This is a genomic window from Paraplanobispora takensis (assembly GCF_016863195.1).
GTDB lineage: Bacteria > Actinomycetota > Actinomycetes > Streptosporangiales > Streptosporangiaceae > Planobispora > Planobispora takensis.
The window spans coordinates 60,253-83,153 of sequence record NZ_BOOK01000024.1; the positions used below are offsets into that span (position 1 = coordinate 60,253).

19 protein-coding genes and 1 pseudogene are annotated in these 22,901 nt (G+C 73.7%); 5 read left to right on the forward strand and 15 right to left on the reverse strand.

The genetic code is table 11. The features are described from left to right. Positions 1-63 precede the first annotated feature (63 nt). On the forward strand, positions 64-1,647 hold the full coding sequence (locus Pta02_RS17025) for an MDR family MFS transporter (protein WP_203875816.1): 1,584 nt from the start codon (positions 64-66) through the stop codon (positions 1,645-1,647). Between the two features lie 364 nt (positions 1,648-2,011). Here the strand turns inward: Pta02_RS17025 and Pta02_RS17030 are convergent, their stop codons facing one another. The 4 genes from Pta02_RS17030 to Pta02_RS17045 form a co-directional block, all read right to left on the reverse strand. Beyond that, positions 2,012-3,040, reverse strand: coding sequence for an RNA polymerase subunit sigma-70 (locus Pta02_RS17030; RefSeq protein WP_239130769.1), 1,029 nt, complete (start codon positions 3,038-3,040; stop codon positions 2,012-2,014). Beyond that, positions 3,037-4,641, reverse strand: coding sequence for an MFS transporter (locus tag Pta02_RS17035; RefSeq protein WP_203875817.1), 1,605 nt, complete (start codon positions 4,639-4,641; stop codon positions 3,037-3,039). The genes Pta02_RS17030 and Pta02_RS17035 overlap by 4 nt, the downstream gene beginning before the upstream one ends. Beyond that, positions 4,638-5,258, reverse strand: a complete 621-nt coding sequence (locus tag Pta02_RS17040) for a TIGR03086 family metal-binding protein (RefSeq protein WP_203875818.1) — start codon at positions 5,256-5,258, stop codon at positions 4,638-4,640. The genes Pta02_RS17035 and Pta02_RS17040 overlap by 4 nt, the downstream gene beginning before the upstream one ends. Positions 5,259-5,415: 157 nt before the next feature. After that, positions 5,416-5,820, reverse strand: a complete 405-nt coding sequence (locus tag Pta02_RS17045; RefSeq protein WP_203875819.1) for a nuclear transport factor 2 family protein — start codon at positions 5,818-5,820, stop codon at positions 5,416-5,418. A 60-nt stretch (positions 5,821-5,880) separates the two neighbouring features. Between Pta02_RS17045 and Pta02_RS17050 the strand changes: the two genes are divergently transcribed. From Pta02_RS17050 to Pta02_RS17065, 4 genes and pseudogenes are all read left to right on the forward strand, one after another. Further along, positions 5,881-6,483, forward strand: a complete 603-nt coding sequence (locus Pta02_RS17050) for a TetR/AcrR family transcriptional regulator (RefSeq protein WP_203875820.1) — start codon at positions 5,881-5,883, stop codon at positions 6,481-6,483. Positions 6,484-6,636: 153 nt separating this feature from the next. Continuing rightward, positions 6,637-6,903 (forward strand): annotated as a pseudogene (locus Pta02_RS41240) (ATP-binding cassette domain-containing protein); the annotation flags it as partial. A 32-nt stretch (positions 6,904-6,935) separates the two neighbouring features. Further along, entirely contained in the window at positions 6,936-7,580 is a 645-nt protein-coding gene (locus Pta02_RS17060; RefSeq protein ID WP_203875821.1) for a MerR family transcriptional regulator, read from the forward strand. 340 nt (positions 7,581-7,920) lie between these two features. Next, the gene (locus Pta02_RS17065) at positions 7,921-9,594 is read left to right on the forward strand and encodes a methyl-accepting chemotaxis protein (protein WP_203875822.1); all 1,674 of its coding nucleotides are present in this window, start codon (positions 7,921-7,923) and stop codon (positions 9,592-9,594) included. Positions 9,595-9,651: 57 nt separating this feature from the next. On the opposite strand, the gene Pta02_RS17070 is transcribed toward Pta02_RS17065, so the two are convergent. The 11 genes from Pta02_RS17070 to Pta02_RS17115 form a co-directional block, all read right to left on the reverse strand. Continuing rightward, positions 9,652-10,095, reverse strand: coding sequence for a hypothetical protein (locus Pta02_RS17070; protein ID WP_203875823.1), 444 nt, complete (start codon positions 10,093-10,095; stop codon positions 9,652-9,654). Positions 10,096-10,132: 37 nt separating this feature from the next. Continuing rightward, positions 10,133-11,305: an NADH:flavin oxidoreductase gene (locus Pta02_RS17075; RefSeq protein WP_203875824.1), complete on the reverse strand. Its 1,173-nt coding sequence runs from the start codon at positions 11,303-11,305 to the stop codon at positions 10,133-10,135. A gap of 31 nt (positions 11,306-11,336) precedes the next feature. After that, positions 11,337-12,512, reverse strand: coding sequence for an LLM class flavin-dependent oxidoreductase (locus Pta02_RS17080; RefSeq protein WP_239130770.1), 1,176 nt, complete (start codon positions 12,510-12,512; stop codon positions 11,337-11,339). After that, positions 12,509-13,432, reverse strand: a complete 924-nt coding sequence (locus Pta02_RS41245) for a DsbA family protein (RefSeq protein WP_239130778.1) — start codon at positions 13,430-13,432, stop codon at positions 12,509-12,511. The genes Pta02_RS17080 and Pta02_RS41245 overlap by 4 nt, the downstream gene beginning before the upstream one ends. Positions 13,433-13,440: 8 nt before the next feature. Continuing rightward, positions 13,441-13,902 carry a cupin domain-containing protein gene (locus tag Pta02_RS17085; RefSeq protein ID WP_203875826.1) on the reverse strand — a complete coding sequence of 154 codons (462 nt, stop codon included), beginning with the start codon at positions 13,900-13,902 and terminating at the stop codon, positions 13,441-13,443. Further along, positions 13,902-14,420, reverse strand: a complete 519-nt coding sequence (locus Pta02_RS17090; RefSeq protein WP_203875827.1) for a flavin reductase family protein — start codon at positions 14,418-14,420, stop codon at positions 13,902-13,904. Before Pta02_RS17090 ends, Pta02_RS17085 begins: the two co-directional genes overlap by 1 nt. After that, a complete protein-coding gene (locus Pta02_RS17095) occupies positions 14,417-15,655 on the reverse strand; it encodes an acyl-CoA dehydrogenase family protein (protein ID WP_239130780.1) in 1,239 nt (412 codons plus the stop codon). Before Pta02_RS17095 ends, Pta02_RS17090 begins: the two co-directional genes overlap by 4 nt. Positions 15,656-15,783: 128 nt before the next feature. After that, positions 15,784-17,568 carry an ABC transporter ATP-binding protein gene (locus Pta02_RS17100; RefSeq protein ID WP_203875829.1) on the reverse strand — a complete coding sequence of 595 codons (1,785 nt, stop codon included), beginning with the start codon at positions 17,566-17,568 and terminating at the stop codon, positions 15,784-15,786. Then, positions 17,568-19,388: an ABC transporter ATP-binding protein gene (locus Pta02_RS17105; protein WP_203875830.1), complete on the reverse strand. Its 1,821-nt coding sequence runs from the start codon at positions 19,386-19,388 to the stop codon at positions 17,568-17,570. The genes Pta02_RS17100 and Pta02_RS17105 overlap by 1 nt, the downstream gene beginning before the upstream one ends. Continuing rightward, complete coding sequence (locus Pta02_RS17110; RefSeq protein WP_203875831.1) at positions 19,385-21,745, reverse strand: molybdopterin-dependent oxidoreductase; 2,361 nt, start codon at positions 21,743-21,745, stop codon at positions 19,385-19,387. Before Pta02_RS17110 ends, Pta02_RS17105 begins: the two co-directional genes overlap by 4 nt. Continuing rightward, complete coding sequence (locus tag Pta02_RS17115) at positions 21,742-22,833, reverse strand: LLM class flavin-dependent oxidoreductase (RefSeq protein WP_203875832.1); 1,092 nt, start codon at positions 22,831-22,833, stop codon at positions 21,742-21,744. Before Pta02_RS17115 ends, Pta02_RS17110 begins: the two co-directional genes overlap by 4 nt. Positions 22,834-22,901: the final 68 nt, after the last annotated feature.

Genomic DNA, 22,901 nt, shown 5'->3' on the forward strand with positions numbered 1-22,901 from the left:
GCCCTCACCCTCCCTGCGACCACCCCTGCTCGACCGCTCCCCTCCCTGAGAAACCGAGGAAGAATGACCAGCACCAGTGAGCCGCCCGCTCTCGTGGACGCGCCCACCCAGACCTCCCGCCGCAAGGTCCTGCAGGCGCTGTCGGGACTGATGGTGGGCATGTTCGTGTCCATCCTGGCCTCGACCGTCGTGGCCAACGCCCTGCCGCGCATCATCACCGACCTGCAGGGCTCGCAGACCGTCTACACCTGGATCGTCACCGCCGAGCTGCTGGCCATGACGGCCACGGTGCCGCTCTGGGGCAAGATGGCCGACCTGTACAGCAAGAAGCTCCTGATCCAGCTCTCGCTGGGGCTGTTCGTGGTCGGCTCGCTGATCGCGGGCCTCACCCCGAACGTGGAGATCCTCATCGTCAGCCGCGTCGTGCAGGGCATCGGCGCCGGCGGCATGACCGCGCTGTCCATGGTCGTGATGGCGGCCATGATCCCGCCGCGTGAGCTCGGCCGCTACGCCGGCGTCTTCGGCGCCGTCTTCGGCGTCGGCACCGTCGCCGGCCCGCTCATCGGCGGCGTGCTGGTCGACACCTCCTGGCTCGGCTGGCGCTGGTGCTTCCTGATCGGCGTGCCGTTCACGATCCTGGCCATCGTGCTGCTGCAGCGCACGCTGGACCTGCCGGTGGTGCGCAAGGAGGTCAAGGTCGACTATCTCGGCGCGTTCCTGATCACGCTGGGCGTCTGCACGCTGCTGGTCTGGTCGTCGCTGGCGGGCAACCAGTTCGAGTGGGCCTCCTGGTGGACCGCCGGCCTGGTCGGCGGCGGCCTGGCCGTCCTGGCGCTGGCCCTGTGGGTGGAGTCGCGGGCCGCCGAGCCCATCATCCCGCTGGCCATCTTCAGCAACCGCACCGTCACCCTGGCCACCGTGGCCAGCGTGCTGGTCGGTGTGGCGATGTTCGGCGGCACGGTGTTCCTGTCGCAGTACTTCCAGGTGGCGCTCGGCAAGTCCCCGACCGTCGCGGGCCTGATGAGCCTGCCGATGGTCTTCGGCCTGCTGGTCTCCTCGACGGTGGCGGGCCAGCTCATCACCAAGTGGGGCCGGTGGAAGGGCTTCCTGGTGGCCGGCGGCGTCGTCATGCTCGCCGGCATGGGCCTGCTGTCCACGATCGACGGGCAGACGAGCACGCTGCTGCTGTCGGTCTACATGGCGGTGCTCGGCATCGGCGTCGGCATGCTCATGCAGAACCTGGTCCTCGCCGCGCAGAACGACGTGGCCGCCCACGACCTGGGCGTCACCACCTCGGTGCTGACCTTCTTCCGCAGCATGGGCGGCGCGGTCGGCGTCAGCGCCCTGGGCGCGGTGCTCGCCAACCGGATCACCACGCTCATGACCGAGAAGCTCGGCCCGCTGGCGTCCGCCGGCGGCGGAGGCGGAGGCGGGGAGGGCCAGTCCGTCCCGGACATCTCCGCGCTGCCGGCCCCCGTGGTCCGCGTCATCCAGGACGTGTACGCCACGGCCACCGCCGAGCTGTTCCTCATCGGCGTGCCGCTGACCGCGCTCGCGCTGGTGGCGGTGCTGTTCATCAAGGAGAAGCCGCTCAACACGCTGTCGGGCGACGAGCGCCTGGTCATGGAGAGCGCCGCGGGTCACTGACCTGCCCGGCAGACCGTACGGCCGCGGGCCCGGTCCGGATTCGCTCCGGACCGGGCAGCCCGGCCGAGACCGTCCACTGCGGCTCGCTCCAGGGAGCCGGCTGGCCCTTCTCATCGACGCCTTCACTCCACGAGCAGTACAGGCCGCCTTGCCGGTTCTCGTCGGAGAATATGCGGCACAGCCTGCCCGCGTGCATGGCGAGCGCGGGCGCGAATCTGGAGCACACCTTGTCCTGCGGGAACATCTTGCCGATGAACGGCCACGGCGTGACCCCCTCGACCCGTCCGCGACGTGTTCCCGGTCGATGTGGACAGCCACGTGGCCGGACGTGGCCACCGACTCCGCCGGGGCCCCGGGGGCTGGTTCAGCAGGTGGCGGGGAGGCCGAACGCGGGCAGCAGGTCGGGAGCGAACGAGGTGATCTCCGCGATCCGGCCCTCGGCCACCCACAGCACCTCCAGCACCTGGGCCCGGTACAGCGTGTCACCCGGCCGGCGGAGATAGTGCGCGACCGCCGGCTGCCGGTTGGCCCGGGTCGGCAGCCGGCGCCAGTGTCCCAGATAGCCGGGTGCGGCCGGGTCCAGGATCTCGGCGAGCGCCGCGGTGAACGCCTCGCGCCCGGCCCACAGCCTCTCCCGCGTACTGGACTCGCACGGCTGCGGCATCGGCATGGTCACGCGGATGTCCTCGTGGAGCAGTTCGGCCATGGCGCCGGTGTCCGCGCGCTCCAGCAGCGCCATGTAGCGCTGTATGAGCGTGCGTTCGGCCTCCGTCGGATCCGCGGCGGGCGCCCATTCCAGCCGCCGTGGGGGGAGGTGGGAGCGCAGGGTGGCGCGGGCCCGGGGCAGCGCGCTGTTCACCGAAGCGACGCTGAGGCCGAGCATGTCCGCGGTGTCCGCGGCCGGCCAGCCCAGGATGTCGCGCACGATGAGCACGGCCCGCTGCCTCGGCGGCAGATGCTGGACGGCGATCAGGAACGCCAGCTCGATCGTCTCCTTCTCGATGACCGCGGCGTCGGGCTCGGCGTCGTGCGGCGCGGCCCGGTCGAGCAGCAGGTCCGGGTACGGCTCGAGCCAGGGCGTCAGATCCGGTGACCGCGCCGCCGATCCGGCCGCCGTCGCGCCGGCCGCGCCCTCGGCGCGGGGCCGGCGCTGGACGCTGTCGAGGAAATCGAGGCACACGTTGGTCGTGATGCGGTAGAGCCAGGCCCGCGCGGTCGACCGCCCCTGGAAGGTGTCCCGCTTGCGCCAGGCCCGCAGCAGGGCCTCCTGCACCAGGTCCTCGGAGTCCGAGAACGACCCGACCATCCGATAGCAGTGCACCCGCAACTCGTGCCGGTGCGCCTGCACCAGAGCGCTGAACGCGGGCTCGTCGAGCATCTGTACCGGGCTCACCGGCGCTCCTCCACCCTCTGGCCGGACTCCGCCGGCATGCCCGGCCTCGGCATGTCGCCGAGGGACGGCAGGTGCCCGAGGCCGATCCGCGCGACCACCGCGAGCGCCAGGAAGATGACGACCGACACGATCGCGATGATATGCACTCCATCGGTGAACGCCGCACGTGCCGAGGCCAGCAACGCGGTACCGGAATCGGCCGGCAGCGCCGGCACGGCCGCGACCGCACCGGCGATGCTGTCCCGGGCCGCGGCGGCGGCCTCCTGCGGCACGCCGTCGGGGACCTCGACCCGGCTCCGGTAGGCGACGGTGCCGATGATGCCGAGGATCGCCACGCCGAGCGCGACACCCAGCTCGCCGGCGGTCGAGGCCAGCGAGCCGGCGGCTCCCGCCTTCCGCGCCGGCGCCGCCGACATCACCAGGAACGGCGCCATCGGGCCGACCGACGCGCCGCCGACGTACACGACCGTGATCCCGGTGAGCAGTACCGCCAGGCCGGAGGTGTCGGGCACCCGGGTGAGCACGACCATGCCGGCCGCGGCGATGATCGACCCGGTCATGAGGATGTGGGCGGGACGCACCCTGCGCGCGAGCGCGGGCGCCGCGTTCCCGACGACGATCATGACCACCGACGGCAGCAGCAGCCACAATCCGGTCTCGAACGGCGAGAGGCCTGCGACCAGTTGCAGGTACAGCGTTCCCATCAAACCGACCCCGCCCATCACGAACGCGATGAGCAGCGCGAGCACCAACGTGGCCGACAGCGCCCGGGTGCCGAACAGGCCGAGGTCCAGCAGCGGGTTGGTGAGGCGACGCTGCCGCAGGACGAACATCACCCCGAACAGGAGACCGGCGGCCGACGCCACCACCGGCGCCGTCTCCCAGCCGTCGCGCGCCAAGGTCTTGAGCCCGTAGACGAACGGCAGCACCGCCGCCACCGACAGCACCACGCTGGGGAGATCCAGCCTGCGCGCGGCCGGGTCGCGGGAGTCCGGCACCAGGAACGGCGCCGTCAGCAGCAGCAGCGCCATGACCGGCACCGCCATGAGGAAGATCGACCCCCACCAGAACGACCTGAGCAGCAGGCCGCCGAGCACCGGGCCGAGCACCATGCCGGCCATCAGCGAGGTGCCCCACACACCCATGGCCGCGCCCATCTGCTTCGGGTCCTCGAACATCTCGCGCAGCAGCGCCAGGACCGACGGGATCAGGGTGGCGCCCGCGATGCCGAGCACCGCCCGTGCACCCATCAGCATGCCCGGCGAGACAGCGTACGCCGCCGCGATCGAGGCGACGAGGAACAGCGCCGCACCGCCGAGCAGCACGGTCCGCCGCCCGATCCGGTCGCCGAGGTTGCCCGCCGTGATCAGCAGGCCGGCGATGAGGAAGCCGTAGAGGTCCGATATCCAGAGCTGCTCGGTGCCGCTCGCGCCGAGGTCCGCGCTCAGGTGGGGCAGCGCCAGGAACGTTATGTTGACGTCGACCGCCGCGAGCGTGGTCGGCAGGCACAGCACGGCCAGGCCGAGCCACTCCCGCACGGTGGCCCGGCGCGGGCGATCCGGTGCCGGCGGCGCGGCGGCCGGCGCCTCGGACCCGGTCATCGCCGCCGCCCGAGGTAGGCCAGCAGGCGTGTCTGCTCGTCGGCGTCCGGGCCGGCCTCCACCTCGGGACCCGCCATCATGCCCCGCACGACGTCATGCCCGATGCTCATGAGCGCGGCCCGGACCCTCCGGATCTCCACCGGGTCGATCCGGTCGTCCTGGCCGGTGGCGCGGGCCAGGTCCCATCCGTGGACGACGAGCTCGGTGCATATCGCTCGATCGATGCCCTCGGCGAAGGTCCACCGGCCGAACCGGCCGGTGTACATCTCCTGCGCCCGGCCCCGGTCGTCGAGGTCGGCCTGTACCTGATCCCGGATCACCGCGAAGGCGCCGAGCGGATCCCGCTCGACGTCCGGTCGGGCGAGCGGCCGGCGGTTCACCTGGAACAGGTGGACTTCGTGCATCGCCACCACGTGCCCCACGAGTTCGCCCACCGACCAGTCGGTGCACGGCGTCGGATCGTCCCACCCGTCCGCACCGACGCCTTCCAGCTTCGCGGCGAAGGCGGCGGCAAGCCTGCGGTACCGGTCGGCGGTGACGCCGTACGGCCCGCCGCCCCCCGGCACGTGTGCCTCGGGTACCGGGTCCTCCGCGCCGCCCGAGCTGCCTGACATCATGCGACCACTCCCTGTCACCTGCATCTCCCGCCGGCGCCGATCGCCGGACCTCACACCGATATGACGGCCGGCGCCGCGGAAACTGAGCACCGCGCACCCGGAAAGATCGAGGCGGCGGCCGTGACGGCGACCTCGGGTGGGCCCGAAGCGACGGCGGTCAACCGAGCGCGGACAGCACCCGACGCAGATCCCAGTACGCACGCACCGAGACGATTCGCCGGTCGTCGCCGACCCGGTAGACGAAGACGCCGTCGTAGGAGATCTGTGCGCCGTGGGGGAACCGGATCGCCACGGAGGCCACGACCGCGGCCTCGTCGCCCGCGGGATGCACGGCGGCGACGTCGAACCGGACGTCGTTGGGAGCGACGGTGAGCTCCCAGAACCGTTCCAGGGCCGCCCGTCCCGCCAGGCCGGTGCCCGCCGGATCCAGCGGTGAGCCGCCGACCGGGTCATGGAGCACGGCGTCGGGGGCGTAACGGGCCAGCCAGGCGTCCCGGTCACCGGCGCCGACCGCCTCCATCGCGGCGAGCGCGGCGACGGCTGCCGGGTGAGTGCTGTTCATCGGTCTTCCTCCACCGGGTCGCTTGCTTGACGCGTGTCAAGCTAGAGCTATGCTTGACACGTGTCAAGTACGCGACTGCGCATCCTCGAGGTCACCGAACGGCTCATCGCCGGCCACGGCACCGGGTTCACGATGGCCGACGTGGCCCGCGAGACCGGCGTCTCCCGCCAGGCGGTCTACCTCCACTTCGCCTCCCGGGCGAGCCTGTTGCTGGCCCTCGTGCGGCACATGGACGACGCCGACGGCATCCGCCCGCGATGCGAGCGGGCCCTCGCCGTACAGGACCCCGTCGAGGCGCTGCACGCCTTCCTGGCGGCCTGGCTCTCCTACGCGGACAGGATCCGCCCGATCGCCTCGGCGCTGCTGGCCTCCCGCCGCGACGATCCCGACACCGCCGCGGCCTGGGACGACCGCATGGGCGAGCTCCGCACGGGTTTCCTGGCCGCCGCCCGCAGGCTCGACGCCGCCGGCCTGCTCCGGCCCGGCCTGACCCCCGAGACCGCCGCCGACCTCGCCTGGGCGATGACCTCCATCCCGGTCTGGGAGCAGTTCACGCTCGACTGCGGCAGGGACGCCCTCGACGCCGGACGCCACCTGACCGACGCCGTCACCGCCGCCCTCACCCGTCGGCCACCCTCCGACGAATCCGGCCTGAGGGCTTGACCCTGACGCTGGGTCAACCCTCCATGCTGGCCGGCATGAGCATCCCGCCGACAACCGATCAGGCCCGGGATCCCGCGATCCGCGTACGGGGCCTGGAGAAATCGTACGGAGAGCTGCGTGTGCTGCGCGGCGTGGACTTCGAGGTGGCGCGGGGCGGCGGGGCAGCGGGTGGCGGCGTATTCCGGAGGCATGCGCCGCCGCCTGGACCTCGCGATGAGCCTCGCCGGGAATCCGCCGGTCGTCTTCCTCGACGAGCCGACGGCCGGGCTCGACCCCCAGGGGCGCATCGAGGTGTGGCAGGCCGTCAGGGAGCTGGCCGGGCAGGGCACGACGGTGCTGCTCACGACGCAGTATCTGGACGAGGCCGAACAGCTCGCCGACCGGATCGCGATCCTGCACCGGGGCCGGAGCGGGACGCCTCGGGTTACCGGCGGTACGGCGCGACGGCGGCGGTGTCCCTCATCAAGATCCGCACCCTCGCCGGCGCCGGTGTGCCGCTGTCCCGGATCGGCCGGATGCTCGAAGCCGACGCGTCGGCCTTCGCCGAAGCGATCGAGAGGATCGACGACCACCTGCGCGAGGAGATCGAACGGCTCGAGGCCAGCCGCAGGCAGATCGCGCAGCTCGCCGCCGGGGACAGCCCGGCGCTCCCGCCGGAGGTGGTCGCCTATCTCGATCGGCTCCGGGAGATCGGGGTGTCGGAGCGGGTGGTGGCGGGTGAGCGGGACGGGTGGATCCTGGTCGCGGCCCGCTGGCCCGATCACATCCGCGAGGTCATGCCCGGAAAATTCGCGCAGCTCCATGACCCGCGCGTCGTCTGGCTCTATCGGGTCCTGTCGGAGCTGGCGGAAAGCGACGCCGACGACGACCCGCGTCTGGAGGAGGTCGCCGACGTCATGGCCGCCGGCCTGGCCGACGCATACGCCTCCGGCGAGGCCGGCCCCGGCGACATCGCGCACGACGATCTGCCGTTCGACCTTCTGGACGCGCTCGCCCTCGAGTCCGACCCACGGGTCAAGCGGCTCCTGGACCTGATGCGCGAGCGCGGCTGGGCCAGCTGGACCCGGATGAAGCCGCTGGCGCAGCCGCCCGGCTGACCTCCGTGTCCCCCGGACCGCGGACGGGGGTCCTGCGGCAGGGCCACGGCGTCGCTGAACTCCGGGGTCCGCATGATGGCCAGGCTGTCAGGCTCGTCGAAGAGACGATTGCGGGCGTTCGGGGCCACCGGTGACCACTCCGCGGCCTCCCCGACCGCGGCCTGCGCCGTCTGGAAGACCAGAGCCGGTGACGCACACCGCAGGCGATCGGACAGCGGCGCGGGCACCGGCCTCTCAGCCACCTCCTGCCACCGAATACCTCCGACTGCGCCGCTCCCGGCCGATAGCCAAGGAGACATCCGAGTCCGGGTGGAAATGACCACGGGAAAGGAGCGCCATCATGTTCGCTGGTCAAGGCCGAAAACTGCGGCAGTCGACCATCAATAAAGCCGCCGTCGGAACCCTCGTGCTGCTCACCGGCCTGCTGGTGCTCGCGGTGACGCTCGTGAGCTCCGCTGTGACGGCGGAGAAGGACGCCTATGACCGGCAGGCCCAGTTCAGGGCCCTGGGTCTGCAGCTCCAGTCCGCCTCGGACTATCTCACCGACGAGGCGCGCATGTACGCGGTCACCGCGGACCGCGCGCACCTGGACGACTACTGGAACGAGATCACCGTCACCAAGACCCGCGACAAGGCCCTGGACCGGCTCAAGCAGCTGGGCGCGAGCCAGGAGGAGCTCGCGCTCGTCGACCAGGCCAAGGCCAATTCCGACGCGCTGGTGAAGACCGAGTCCCGGTCCCAGCGACTGGTCCTGGAGGCATCCGGTGCGACCGCGGCCGACATGCCGCCGGCCATCGCGCAGACCGAGCTCGACGCGGCCGACGAGGCGCTCAGCCCGGCGCGCAAGCTCGAGGTCGCGCGCACCATCATGTTCGACGCCCAGTACGCCGCCGACAAGGCGGTCATCACCGGCCCGATGGACGAATTCCAGAAGCTGCTGAACGACCGCTCGGCACAGGCCGTCGAAGAGGCCAACGGCACAACCGACACCTCGATCCAGCTGTTGATCGGGCTTGCCGTGCTGCTGCCCGTCGCGATGGGCGCGGTGCTGTTCCTGCTGCAGACGAAGGTCGGCGGCGTCATCGTCGCCTACACCGCTTCCCTGCGCACGCGTGACCACGACGATCTGACCTTCCAGCTCACCCCCGCCGGCACCCAGGAGCTGTGCGCGCTGGCCGAGACGTTCAACGACGAGCTGGCGCGCAAACTCGATCTGGTCCGCACGGTCGCCGGCAGCGCCGACACGCTGGCCTCCTCCTCGCAGGAGCTGTCGACCACCAGCGAGCTGGTGGCCGACAGCGCCGACCGGGCGAGCGGCCGGGCCGCCGTCGTCAGCAGCACGGCCGAGCAGGTGGCGCACAACGTGCAGACCGTGGCCGCGGCGGCCGAGCAGATGGGCATGTCGATCCGGGAGATCTCACAGAACGCCAACGAGGCCGCCCGGGTCGTCGGCGACGCCGTCGCGATCGCCGAGCAGACCAACCGGACCATGACCAAGCTGGGCGAGTCGTCGCAGGAGATCGGCGAGGTCATCAAGGTCATCACCTCGATCGCCGAGCAGACGAATCTGCTGGCCCTCAACGCCACCATCGAGGCCGCCCGCGCCGGCGACGCCGGCAAGGGCTTCGCCGTGGTCGCCTCCGAGGTCAAGGACCTGGCCCAGGAGACCGCCAAGGCCACCGAGAACATCGCCGGCCGGATCGCGGCCCTGCAAAGCGACAGCCGGGGTTCCGTCGAGGCGATCGCACAGATCACCGAGGTGATCAGCAAGATCAACGATTACCAGACGACCATCGCCAGCGCGGTCGAGGAGCAGACCGCCACGACCAACGAGATCAACCGCAGCGTCACCGACGCCGCAACCGGAACGAGCGACATCGCCTCCAACATCGCCGGAGTGGCCGAGGCCGCCCAGAACGCGGCCGGCGGCATCGACGAGGCCAAACGCGCCACGGCCGAACTGGCCCGGATGGGCAGTGAGCTGCAGTCCGTGATCGGGCACTACCGGTACTGAGCCCGCGGTACCCGGGGGCCTTCGCTGCCGAGCGCCCCCGGGAACCCGTTCCCGGCTCTAGCGAGGGCGGCCGTTCCAGCGGGAGGAGCGGAACAGGTCGCGGCGCTGGAGGAGATAGGCGAGTCTGGCGGCGGCGACCCGGACGGGCTCCTCGTGGCGGTGGCGCTTGGCGGCGGGGACGGCGCTCCAGCGCTCCAGCAGGTGGGCCATCTCCTCGGCGACCTCGCCGATGACCCGGTAGCGGGTGCTGAAGGTGTACAGGTCGCCGTGGACCTCCTCGACCAGGTCCTCCTCGACCCGCCGGGCCAGCGGCGTGATCCGGCGCAGCAGGCCCGCCTCCATCGCCGGGGTCACCGGCGCGCGGCGGGCGTCGTCCTCCGGGACCATGATCAGAGCCCGGACGCGGGCGATCGCGAGGGTCCGCTCCTCCTGCGAGGTGGAGGGGTGCTCGGCGAGGTCCAGCAGGCGGCGCAGAGTCTCCTGCGTCTTGTCGTCGAACATCGAGAACCCGCCCCCGTCACGTGATATCCGGTGAATACTATTCGACCAGGACACAGTGGGTGCGGCGGTAGGTCGTCGGCATGCAGCGGTTGCAGTGGGTGCAGCCGGAGACGACGCTCCGGTCCTCGCGGACGCGGTTCGGCAGATCGGGGTCCATGAGCAGCGCCCGGCCCATGGCGGCGAACTCGAAGCCCTCGCGCATGGCCAGTTCCATCCCGGTGATCCCGGTGATCCCGCCGAGCAGGACCAGCGGCGTGCGCAGGGCGGCGCGGAAGGCACGGGCCTGGTCGAGGAGATAGGCCTCCCGGTAGGGGTACTCCCGCAGGAGCCGGCCGCCCAGCAGGCGTACGCCCAGCCGCTGGGGCTGCGGGAAGACCGCGGCGAACTCCTTGACCGGCGCCTCACCCCGGAACAGGTACATCGGGTTGAGCAGCGAGCTGCCGGCGGTCAGCTCGATGGCGTCGAGCCCGCCGTCCTCCTCCAGCCAGGCCGCGACCTGCAGGCTCTCCTCGGGCACCAGGCCGCCGCGGACCCCGTCGTCCATGTTGAGCTTGGCGAGGATCGCGATCCGGCCGCCCACGGCGTCGCGTACGGCGCGGGCGATCTCGCGGGCCATCCGGGCCCGGCCGGCCAGACTCCCGCCGTAGCCGTCGTCGCGCCGGTTGAGGCGGGGGCTGAGGAACGCGCTGACCAGATAGTTGTGCCCGAAGTGGATCTCGACGGCGTCGAAGCCGGACTCGGCGGCCAGCCGCGCCGCGTCGGCGTGGGCCCGCACGATGCGGGCGATGTCGTCCGGGGTCGCCGCGCGGGTCGCGGTCATCCCCAGCGGGTTGAACCGCCGGGACGGGCCCAGCGCGGGGAGCCGGTTGGAGGCCGGGTTCGCCACCGGCCCGGCGTGCCCGATCTGCGCGGAGACGGCCGCGCCCTCGGCGTGTGCGGCCTCCGCCAGGCGGCGCAGCCCCGCGACGGCCTCGGGACGCATCCAGATCTGCCTGCGCTGGGTACGGCCCTCCGGGGCGACGGCGCAGTACGCCACCGTGGTCATGCCGACCCCACCGGCGGCCATCCGCCGGTGGAACTCCACCAGGTCGTCGGAGACCAGCGCCTGCGGGGTCCTGCCCTCGAAGGTCGCGGCCTTGATCAGGCGGTTGCGCAAGTTGATCGGCCCGAGCCTCGCGGGGGCGAAGACGTCGGGCGCGTTCTCGGCCATGCCTCACTGTTTACCAAACAAGCGCTTGTCTTCATAGACCTCCACCGGAGGCCGCCCGGCCGGCGACCGCTCCGGCCGGGACGCCGGTCCCGCCCCGGGCCCGGCGGCGCAGCTCGGGCAGGACGCCCTCGCCGAACCGGTACGCCTCCTCCAGGTGCGGATAGCCGGAGAGGATGAATTCCTCGACGCCGAGCGCGGCGTACTCCTCGATGCGGTCGGCGACCTCCCCGTGGCTGCCGACCAGCGCGGTGCCCGCCCCCGCCCGGACCAGCCCGACCCCCGACCAGAGGTTGGGATATATCTCCAGGTCGCGGGCCGTACCGCCGGTACCGAAGCCCGCGTTCAGCTCCAGCATGCGCCGCTGCCCGACCGACTCGCTGCGGCCCAGCGCCTCGCGGGCGCGCCGGATGCCGTCGGGGTCGAGGCCGTCCAGCAGGCGTTCGGCCTCCGCCCAGGCCTCCCCCGCGGTGTCACGGGCGATCACGTGGAGCCGGATGCCGAAGCGGAGCGCGCGCCCCCGCGCGGCGGCCAGCCCGCGCATCCAGTCGATCTTCCCTGCCACCTGGGCGGGCGGTTCGCCCCAGGTGAGGTAGACGTCGGCGTGCGCGGCGGCGACCGGCCCGGCCGCCGCGGAGGAGCCGCCGAAGTAGATCTCCGGCAGCGGGTCGGGCGGGGCCGAGACCGTGGCGCCCTCCACCCGGTAGTGCTCCCCGGCGAAGTCGTACGGCTCGCCGCTCCAGGCACCCCGCACGACCGACAGGAACTCCCCGGTGCGGGCGTAGCGCTCGTCCTTCGGCAGGTGGTCGCCGAAGCGGCGCTGCTCGGCCGAGTCCCCTCCCGTCACGACGTTCAACAGCAGCCTGCCCCGCGACAGCCGCTGGTGGGCGGCGGCCATCTGCGCGGCGAGGGTGGGCGACAGCAGACCGGGCCGGAAGGCCACCAGGAACTTCAGCCGCTCGGTCTCCCGGGCGAGCGCCGCGGTGACCAGCCAGGCGTCCTCGCACCAGGTGCCGGTCGGGGTCAGCACGCCCTCGAAGCCGAGCGACTCGGCGGCGCGGGCGATCTGCGCGAGATAGTCGATGCCGGGTGCCCGCAAGGCCGCGCGGCCGTTCCCCGCCTCCAGACCGTGCCCCCGCTGCGACCCCTGCCCCGTGCCGACGAGCCCCCGGCTGTCACCGGCCGTCGGCAGGAACCAGTGGAACCTCACGACGCCGCCCCGGCGGCTCCGGCGGCCTGCGCGACACCCGCGTCCTCGCCGGTGAGCGGCGCGGGCTCGGCCCAGCCGCCGGGCAGGACCCGTTCCACGGCCGCGCGGTACTCCGCCGCCCGCCGCCATCCGGGGACGACGGCGTGGCCGCCCGGTCCGCGCAGGACGACGGTGGGGAAGCCGTAACGCAGCCGGTCGCCGTCGGGACGGGCCGCGCCGGGCGCGGGTCCCTCACCGATCAGGCCGACGACCTCGGGGAGCGGGTCGCGCGTCTCCTCCCAGTCGCGCTCCAGACGCGCCCGCACCTGCGGGGAGTCCAGGTCGGCCAGGAGCCGGTCGAGGTCGAGGCCGGGCGTCCCGCGCAGCGCGTCGGCGACGGCCCGCGGGTCGTCGGCCGGGCGGCCGTGCACGAAGAAGGACTCGCGCAGCCTGCGCAGCACCCGGCCGGCGACGTCGTCGCCCTGGAGCTCCGCGGCGGCCGCCGCCGTACAGGCCGGACGCGTCGTGGTGTGCGCGTAGGCCAGGACGTCCGGGACCGGGGCACCGGTGTGCCGGGCGACGTCGTGCCAGCCGGCGAGCACGGCCGCCGCGTCGCCCCGCCCTCCGGCGGGCCCGTCGAGCTGGACGCCGAACACGCGCCGCCAGCGCACGCCCCCGCCCCGCTCCTGCCCACTCCGCTCCGGCCCGTCGGCCCGCTCCAGATCACCGGCGTGCTCCAGCCCGGCCCGCTCCAGCCCGGCCCGCTCCAGCCCGGCCCGCTCCAGGGCCAGGCGGAGGCGGCGCAGCTTCGGCTCGCTGCCCCAGGCCCACACGCATCCGGGGTCGGTGTACTCGACCACCTCGATCACGGCGGCCCCGGCATCGGCCGTCCCGGCGCCCGCCGTACTGCTCGCCGCGGTGTCCGCCACGGTGTCCGCCACGGGGGCCGTCACCGCGACGTCAGGACCGGGCCGGTCCAGCTCAGCTCGTCGAGGTTGACCACGATCGCCTCCTGCGTGCTGCGCGCGATCACCACGATCGCCTCCAGGTCGGGGTCCGGGTTCTCCTCCCGGTGCGGGACGAAGGGCGGCACGAAGATGTAGTCGCCCGGCTGGGTGTCGATGCGCACCTCGACCGGCTCCTCGCCCTCGATGTCGACGAAGACGAACGACGGGGTGCCGCTGACGACGTAGATCGCGGTCTCGGACTCGCCGTGGTGGTGGTTGGCCGAGGCCGTCGCGGGCGCGACGTGGGTCTGCCCCATCCACAGCCGGTCGGAGCCGACGGTGGCGCCGCTGATCGCCGCCCGCCGGTGCATGCCGCCGGTCTGGGCCGTCTCCGAGGTGAGCCCGGAGGGCGCGATGCGGTGCAGCTTGCGGTGGAACGGGTCCTCGGGGATGACGATGGGCATCAGGCTCTCCTGCTCTGGTCGGCGGGGTGCGGTGCGAGCGCCCCGAAGTCTCCGTTGTGGTACAGCAGCGGCGGGTGCGCGGGATCGGCGTCCCCGCCGACGACGCGGCCGACGACCAGCCGGTGGTCGCCCGCGATGAACCTCTCCTGGGTACGGCAGAGCAGCCACGCCGCCGCGCCGCGCAGCAGCGGCTCCCCCGTGGGGAGTGTCTCCCAGCGCCCGGGATCGGCGAACCGGTCCGCGCCCTTGCGGGCGAACAGCTCGGCCACGTCGCGCTGGTCCTCGGCCAGGATGTGCACGACGAACCCCTCGGACTCCCGGATCGCCGGCCAGCTCGACGAGCCGACCGAGATGCCGAACGACAGCAGCGGCGGGTCCAGCGACATGGACGTCACCGAGGTGGCGGTGAAACCGGCCGGGCCGGGCGCGGTGACGACGGCGACGCCGGCGGCGTGCCTGCGGAAGGCCGACAGGAAGACCTCGCGCGGTCCCTGCCCGCCGATCGACTGGACGCTCATCTGCGGATTTCTCCTTCTCCGAGTTCTCCGAAGGCCAGCGCTCCCGCGCCGGTCAGGATGGTGTCGTCCTGCGGGGTGTGGACGCGCCCGCACAGCACGTCCCGGTAGTGCCGCTCCAGCGGGTTGCGCCGCGACAGGCCGGGGTTGCCGGTCAGCGCGAGCCCCTGTTCGACGATCCGGATCGCGTTGCCCGTGACGGTGTACTTGACCAGGCCGGAGCGGGCCGCCGCCTCGTCCCCGGCGTCGACGGCGTGGGCGGCGCCCTCCAGCAGCCGGTCACCGGTAAGCAGCCACGCCTCGATCTCCCCGACGGCCGCCTGGAAGCGGGGCAGGGTCGCCAGCGGGCGGCCGAGGTTGGCCGGGGTGCGCTCGCCCAGATAGCGCACCAGCCAGTTCCGGGCGGCGCGGGCGACGCCGTGGTAGAGCGCGCCCAGGACGACGTTGTTCCAGCCCAGGAAGGCGGTCCCGCGCCCGGCGGGCGGGGCGCCCGCCGGGTTGAGGTCCACGGCGTGCCCGGCGGGGATCCGCGCCCCGGTGAAGATCACGTCGTCGCTGCGGGTGGCCCGCATGCCGAGCTGGTCCCAGGTCTCCTCGACCCGGTAGCCGGGCGTGCCCGCCTCGACGAGGAAGGCCCCGACCAGCGGTTCGGGGTCGTCGGTGCGCGCCCACACCGACAGCCAGCGCAGCCCGGGGACACCGGTGCTGTAGATCTTGTGCCCGGTCAGCGACCAGTGCTCGCCCTGCCGGGCAGCGACGGTGGCGGGCAGGCCGCCCCTGGCGGGGGTGCCGAGGTCGGGCTCCACCCGCAGGGAGTTGATCAGCGCGGGGCCCTCGGCCGCCGAGCGCTGCACCCGCTCCCTGACCTCGGCGGGCCAGGCGTTGTCCGGGGCGCGCAGCGCGGCGTGCGTCATCAGGTGCTGCGCGGTCACCAGCGCCACCGAGGGGTCGGCCCCGGCGACCGCCCCGACGACGACGGCGGTCTGCGCCAGGCCGGCCTCGCGCCCGCCGTACCGCCCGGGCAGGGTCAGGGTGAGGACCCCGGCGGCGTGCAGCGCCTCGAACGCCTCGTGCGGGAAGCTCGCCCGCCTGTCGTGCTCGGCCGCCCGCTCCGCGATGCCCGCGAGCGCCTCCCCGAGCCCGGCGGTCCACCCCTCCGGTCCGGCCTGCGCCCGCGGACCCGCCTGCGCCTGCGCCTGCGGCCCCGTTCCCGGCGGTGCCTCCGTCCGCGCTCCCACCCGCACTTCCGGCCCTGCTCCCGGCCCTGCTCCCACCCGCACTTCCGGCCCTGCTCCCGTCCGCGTCTCCGGCCGTGTCCCGGTCTGCGTCTCCGATCCTGCTCGCGTCCGTGGTTCCGGCGGTGCCGTCACCTGGCCACCTCCCATGCCGCGTGGAGGGCGGCGTACCGCCCGCCCCTGGTGATCAGTTCGTCGTGGGTGCCGAGCTCGGCGATGCCGCCGTCCTCGACGACCGCGATCCGGTCGGACCGCTCGACGGTGGAGAGCCGGTGCGCGATCACGATGACCGTGCGCCCCTCCGTCAGCCGGTCCATCGCCTCGGTGATCCGGCTCTCGGTGCCGGGATCGACGCTGGAGGTGGCCTCGTCGAGCATGAGCACGTCGGCGTCCACCAGCGCCGCCCTGGCGAGGGCGACGAGCTGGCGCTCCCCGGCCGACAGCAGCGCGCCGCGCTCGCCCACCTCGGCGTGCGGGTCGAAGCGGCCGGTCGCGCCGATCAGGTCGAGCGCGGCCCGTACCTCGCTCTCGGAGGCTCCCGGCCGGGCGAAGCGGATGTTCTCCAGTACGGTGCCCTGGAACAGATGTCCCTCCTGCGGGACCAAAACGACGCGGCGGCGCAGCGCCTCGCGGGAGACCTCCCGCAGGTCGGCGCCCGCGTAGGTCACCGTCCCGCCGTCCGGGTCGTACAGCCCCGCGGCCAGCTTGGCGAGCGTGGACTTGCCCGCGCCGGTCGGGCCCACCAGGGCGAGCCGCTCCCCCGGCGGAACCCGCAGCGACACGCCGTCCAGGACCGGTGCCGCCGCCCCCGGATAGCCGAAGGCGACCCGGTCGAGCCGGAGTTCCCCGCCCGGCGGGAGCTCCGCCGGCCGGTCCGGCGTCGACCGGTCCGCCGTGCCGTACCGGCGCTCCGGCTCGGTGTCGAGCAGGCCGTACAGCTTGCCGAGCGCGGCGGCTGAGGCCTGGGCGGTGTTGAACAGATAGCTGAGCTGCTGCACCGGCTCGAAGACGCCGAGCAGGTACAGCACGAACGCCGTCATCGTGCCGAGGCTCAGCTCGCCTCCGGCCACCATCAGCCCTCCGGCGCCCAGGACGAGCGCCGTGGCGGCGGCCCCGGCGAACTCCAGAACCGGCAGGTACTCCGCCTGCACCCGCACCGCGGTCACGTTGGCCCGCAGCAGCCGCCGGTTGCCGTCGAGGAAGGCGGCCAGCCGCCGTTCCCCCTGCCCGAACGCCTGGGTGATCCGCACCCCGGTGACGCCCTCCTGCAACGCGGACATGGTCGCGGCCGTCTCGTCGCGCACGGCCAGGTAGGCCCGCCCCGAGCGGCGCTTGAAGCGGATCGTGGCCCAGGCCACGAGAGGCGCCAGCACCAGGCAGACCAGGGCGAGCTTCCACGACAGCAGGGTGAGCACCACGGCCAGCAGGCCCAGGGTGAGCAGGTTCTGCACCAGCTGCGCCAGGCCGAGCTGGACGAGGTCCTGCAGCGCGTCGATGTCGGAGGTCATCCGGGAGACGAGCACGCCGGTGGGATTGCGGTCGAAGAACGCCGCGGGCATGCGCAGCAGGTGCGTGAACACCCGCTCGCGCAGGTCGCGCAGGAAGCGTTCGCCGACCCGGCCGACCAGGAGGATCTGGGCTCGCGACAGCAGCAGCGTGGCCGCCGCCGCGCCCAGGAACGCCAGGACGGCCCCGGCCAGGACGCCGGGCTCGCCCAGGCCCCGGTCGACGGCCTCGCGCAGGATCCACGGCCCGGTCAGCGAGGCCGAGGTGCCGGCGACGAGGACCGCCACGGCCGCGGCGGCCGTCCACCGGTAGGGGCGGATCATGCCGAGCGTACGGCGCACCACCCGCCCGGCGGCGGCCCGGTCGAGCCGGTCCCGGTCGGAGACCGCGTGGGTCAGGGACCACACCATCAGACCACCGCCCAGTGCGCGGCCACGACCTCGCGGTAGCGGGCCGAGCCCGCCACGAGCCCGGCGTGGGTGCCCTCGGCCGCCACCCGGCCGCCGTCGATCAGGACGACGCGGTCGGCGAGGGCGATCGTGGCGGCCCGGTGGCTGACCAGGATCGTGGTACGGCCGCGCATGACCTCGGCCATCGCGTCCCGGATCTCGTGCTCCTTGGCCGGGTCGACGGCGCTGGTGACGTCGTCGAGGACGAGGACGCGGGGGTCGGCGAGGATGGCGCGGGCCAGCGCGAGGCGCTGGCGCTGCCCGCCGGACAGCGAGAGCCCGCGTTCGCCGACCGGCGCCCCGTAGCCGCCGGGCAGCGCCGAGACGAACTCGTGGGCCCCGGCGAGGCGCGCCGCGCGCCGGACGTGCGCCGGGGAGGCCCCGGGGTCGGCGAAGGCGACGTTCTCCTCGATCGTGCCGCCGAACAGGAAGGCGTCCTCGAAGGCGACTCCGACCTCGCGGCGCAGCGCGGCCAGGCTCAGCTCGCGCACGTCGAGGCCGTCGAGCGTGATCCGTCCCCGCCGCACGTCGTAGAAGCGCGGGATCAGGGAGAGCAGCGTGGACTTGCCCGAGCCGGTGGCGCCGACGACGGCGACCGTCTCCCCCGGCTCGATCCGCAGGTCGACTCCGCGCAGCACGTCGGGCCCGTCGCCGTAGCCGAACCACACGTTCTCGAAGCGCACCGCGCCGGCCGGTGCCGGAGATCCGGCTCGGCCCTTCCCGCCCGCAGGGCGCCGGTCCGTGTCCGCCGGGTCGCCGGGTACGGCGTCGCGGGCGGGCAGTGATCTCGGCGCGGGCGGGTCCACGATCTCCGGCCGGGTCCGGAGCAGCCCGTCGACCAGGGTCGCGGCGACGAATCCCCGCTGGAACTGGGCGACGATCATGCCGGTCATCCTGAGCGGGCCGACGAGCATCAGGACGTAGTAGTTGAACTGGACGAGCTCCCCGACGGTGAGCGAACCGGCGGCGACGGCCCGGCCGCCCGTCCACAGCACGGCGGCCAGGCCGAGCGCGGGGAAGAACTCGATCAGCGGCAGGAAGGCGGCCCGGAGCCGGGTCATGCCCAGCGCGGCGTCCAGGATCGCGGCGGTCCGGCCGCGCAGCCGTTCCTCCTCGACCTCCTCGGCGCCGAACCCCTTGACCGCCCGGATCCCGGTGACCGTCTCCTCGGCCACCGACGCCAGGCCCGCCAGCTCGTTCTGCAGCCGCCGTGCCAGGGGCTGCAGGCGCGCCGAGAAACGGCGCGTCCCGGCGCCGATGAGCAGCACCGACCCGAGGGCCACGACGGTGAGCGGCGCGTCGATCATGGCGAGCAGCACGGTCACGGCCAGCACCGTGACGACGTTGGAGACGATCATCGCGATGCTGACCACCGGCTGCTGGATCTGCTGCAGGTCGGTGGCGGCCCGCGCCATCAGCTGCCCGGCGGGGGTGCGGTCGTGGAAGGCCGGGTGGAGCCGCTGCACGTGGGCGAAGATCCTGACGCGCAGGTCGGCCTCCACCCGCCAGGCGACCACCTGGCCGAAGTAGCGCCGCAGGCCCGCCGCGGCTCCCGACACCACGCCGATCGCCGCGACGGCGACGGCGCACACGACCAGCGTGCGCGTGTCGCCCGTGGCGAGGCCGTCGTCGATCCCGATCCCGACCAGGCGCGGTACGGCCACCTTCCCGGCACACCAGACCAGGCCGGCGGCGATGCCGGCCAGCAGGCCCCACCGGTGCGGCCGGAGGGCGGCCAGCAGCAGCCGACGGCCCCGGGCGTTGTCCGTCGAACCGCTCACCGGGCCGCCTTCCGCAGGACCGGAGGTTCGAGTACGGTCACCGGCGGCGGGTCCCCGTCCAGGCGCTCCACCTGGACGAGGGCGTGCTGGCCGGTGCAGCCTTGGGAGAGCCGCGAGGAAGGCCGGTCGGCGGTCAGCGCGTTGGGGTTGCCGTGCACGCAGGTGTCGCCGAGCGGGTCGTACCAGGCCCCCGTCGGGAGGCGGACGACGCCGCGGCGCAGGTTCGTGTTCAGCACGGCTCCGGCCAGGCAGGTGCCGCGGTCGTTGAAGACCCGCACCACGTCGCCCGCCGCGATGCCCCGCTCGGCCGCGTCCAGCGGGTGGAGGTGGATCGCCTCGCGACCCGCGACCTTCGCGGCGCGGCTGACCGCTCCCACGTCGAGCTGGCTGTGCAGGCGGGTGGCGGGCTGGTCGGCGATCAGGTGGAGGGGGTAGCGGCCGACGTGCCGCCACTCGGACGGCTCGCGCCAGACCGGGTGGCCCGGGCAGTCGTCGTAGCCGAAGGAGGCGATCGTCCCGGAGTACAGCTCGATCCGCCCGCTGGGCGTGCGGAGCGGGTTCGCCTCCGGGTCCCGCCGGAACGCCGCGAACAGCGTGCCGTCGTCGTCCGCGCTCTCGTCGGGGGCGGGTCCGCCGGTCTCGGTCCCGGTCGGTGAGGCCGTTCCGGTTCGGGTCGGTGAGGCCGTTCCGGTTCGGGTCCCGGGACCCGTGCCGAGCTCCACCTCCCCGGCCGCCCAGAACTCCTCGAACGGCGGGCCGCCGCCCCAGGAGGCGTACAGGTGCTCCACCCACTGCCGCGCCGTACGGCCCTCGGTGAACTGTGCCTCCGTGCCGAGCCGGGCGGCCAGGGCGGCGAGGATCGCGTAGTCGTCGCGGGCCTCGCCGTACGGCTCCACCGCCCGGTGCATGGCGATCACGTGGGTGTCGCGGCGGCCGGAGCCGAGGTCCTCGCGCTCCAGGGTGACGGTGGCCGGCAGCACGACGTCGGCGTGGCGGGCGGTCGCCGTCCAGTACGGCTCGTGCACGACGATCGTGTCCGGGCGGGCGAAGGCCCGGCGGAGCCGGTTGAGGTCCTGGTGGTGGTGGAAGGGGTTGCCGCCGGCCCAGTGGACCAGCCGGATGTCGGGGTAGGTGTGGACGGCGCCGTCGTAGTCGAAGCGCTCGCCGGGGTGCAGGAGCATGTCGGCGATCCGCGCGACGGGGATGAACGCCTCCACCGGGTTGCGGCCCTGCGGCAGGTAGGGCAGACGCACGGCGGGGCCCGCAGGACCGGGGTCGCCCACGTCGCCCATCGAGCCGTACCCGTGACCGAAACCGCCGCCGGGCAGGCCGATCTGGCCGAGCAGCGCCGCCAGGGCGAGCCCGGCCCAGACGGGCTGCTCGCCGTACTCGGTGCGCTGCAGCGACCAGGTGACGGTGAGGAGGGTGCGCGAGCGGGCCATCCGCCGGGCCAGGTCGCGGATGTCGGCGGCCGGGACGCCGCAGATCGGCGCGGCCCACTCGGCGTCCCGGCCCTCCAGCGACCGCGCGAACTCGGGGAAGCCCGTCGTGCAGCGGTCGAGGAACGCCCGGTCGTGCAGGTCCTCGGAGACCAGCGTGTGGGCCAGGGCCAGCATGAGGGCGGTGTCCGTGCCGGGCCGGAGGGGATACCAGCGGGCGCCGGCGGGCGCCTCGTCCCGGATCGGGCTGACGAGCGCGATGTCGGCGGTGAGCGCCCGCAGGTGGCCGGTGGTGATGTGCCTGGTCACCCCGCCGGGGGTGACGTGCACGTTCTTGCCCGGCAGGCCGCCGAAGGCGACGATCAACTCGGTGTGGGCGGCGATCGTCGGCCAGGTCGATGCCCGGCGCAGCACCTGTTCGGCGTCACCGACCAGGTGCGGCAGCAGGACCAGCGAGGTCCCCAGGCTGTAGGAGTTGCGAGAGGTGGTGCAGCCGCCGACGGTGTTGAGGAAGCGGCGGAGCTGACCGGGGGCGTGGTGGAAACGGCCCGCGCTGGCCCAGCCGTACGAACCGCCGAAGATCGCCTGATTGCCGTGAACCCGCCGGACCCGGTCGAGTTCGGCCGCGACCAGATCCAGCGCCTCGTCCCAGCCGACCTCGACGAACTCCTCGTCCGCCCGCCGCTCGCGCGGTCCCGGGCCGCGCTCCAGCCAGCTCCGCCGTACGGCGGGGCGGGCCACCCGGGTGGGGTGGCGCAGCGCACTCGCGACGTTGCCGAGCAGGGGCGAGGGATCGGGGTCGGCGGGGTGGGGCACGATTTCCAGACCGCCGTCCGGGCCGGTGACGGCACGGTAGGCGCCCCAGTGAGAGGTCGTGGAGGCGCCCCTCACGGGCGCCTCAGGGGTGGAAGAGGTCATGCGCCGACGGCCGCGGGTTCGCGCCGGGCCGCTCCCTCCCGAAGCAGCGGGACCAGTCCCCCGCCCCATTGCACGACGTCGTCCACCGGGTCGAAGCCCCGGATCAGGAAGGTCGTGACGCCCAGGTCGTGGTACTTCAGCAGCGCCTCGGCGACCTGCTCGTCGGTGCCCACCAGCGCGGTGGAGTTGCCCCCGGGGCCGGTCAGGTTGGTCACGCCGTACCAGAGCCGCTCGTCGTGCACCTCCTTCTCGGCGCCCTGCTCCTGGAGCCGGGCCGAGCCGACGGCGCTGGACTCGCGGGCGCCCCTGCTCCAGCGCAGCGCGCCGCCGCCGACCCGCTCGGCGGTCGCCGCCTTGATCCGCTCGGCCCGCTCCCACGCCCCGGCCTCGGTCGCCGCGACGATCGGCCGGGTGGAGAGGCTGAAGGTGATCTCCCGTCCGTGCCTGGCCGCCTCCTTCCTGACCCGCGCGATGCGCTCGGCGGTCTGGGCGAGCGGCTCGCCCCAGAGCATGTAGACGTCCGCGTGCCGCGCGCCGGTCTCGACGGCGGCCGGGGACGCGCCGCCGAAGTAGAGGGGGACGTCCGCCCGGACGGAGCTGTAGGCGCCCTCGAACCGGTAGAACTCGCCCGCGTGGTCGAACGGCTCCGGCGAGGTGAGGGTGCGCCGCAGCACTTGCATGAACTCGCCGGTGCGCCGGTAGCGGGCGTCGTGGCCGAGGAAGTCGCCGTCGCGCCGCTGGTCGGCCTCGTCGCCGCCGGTGATGTGGTGGATGGCGACCCGGCCGCCGCCGGTCAGCTGGTCCAGGGTGGCGAGCTTGCGGGCCACCACGGTGGGGGCGACGAACCCGGGCCGGTGCGCGATCAGCACGCGCAGCCGCTCGGTGGCGTGCAGCACCGAGGCCGCGACGGCGAACCCGTCGGGCGAGGAGGAGCCGTAGCCGATCAGCACCCGGTCGAAGCCGGCCTCCTCGTGGGCGCGGGCGAAGCGGGTCAGGTAGGGCGGGTCGATGGGCGGGCCGTCGACGAAGGATCCGTGGGTCTCGGAGAAGTCCTTCGTGCCGACCATGCCGAGGATCTCGATGGGCATGCGCTTTCCTTCCGGGGTACTCAGCCGTGCTGCTCGGCGGGCGTGGTGCTCAGCGGGTCTGGACGGGG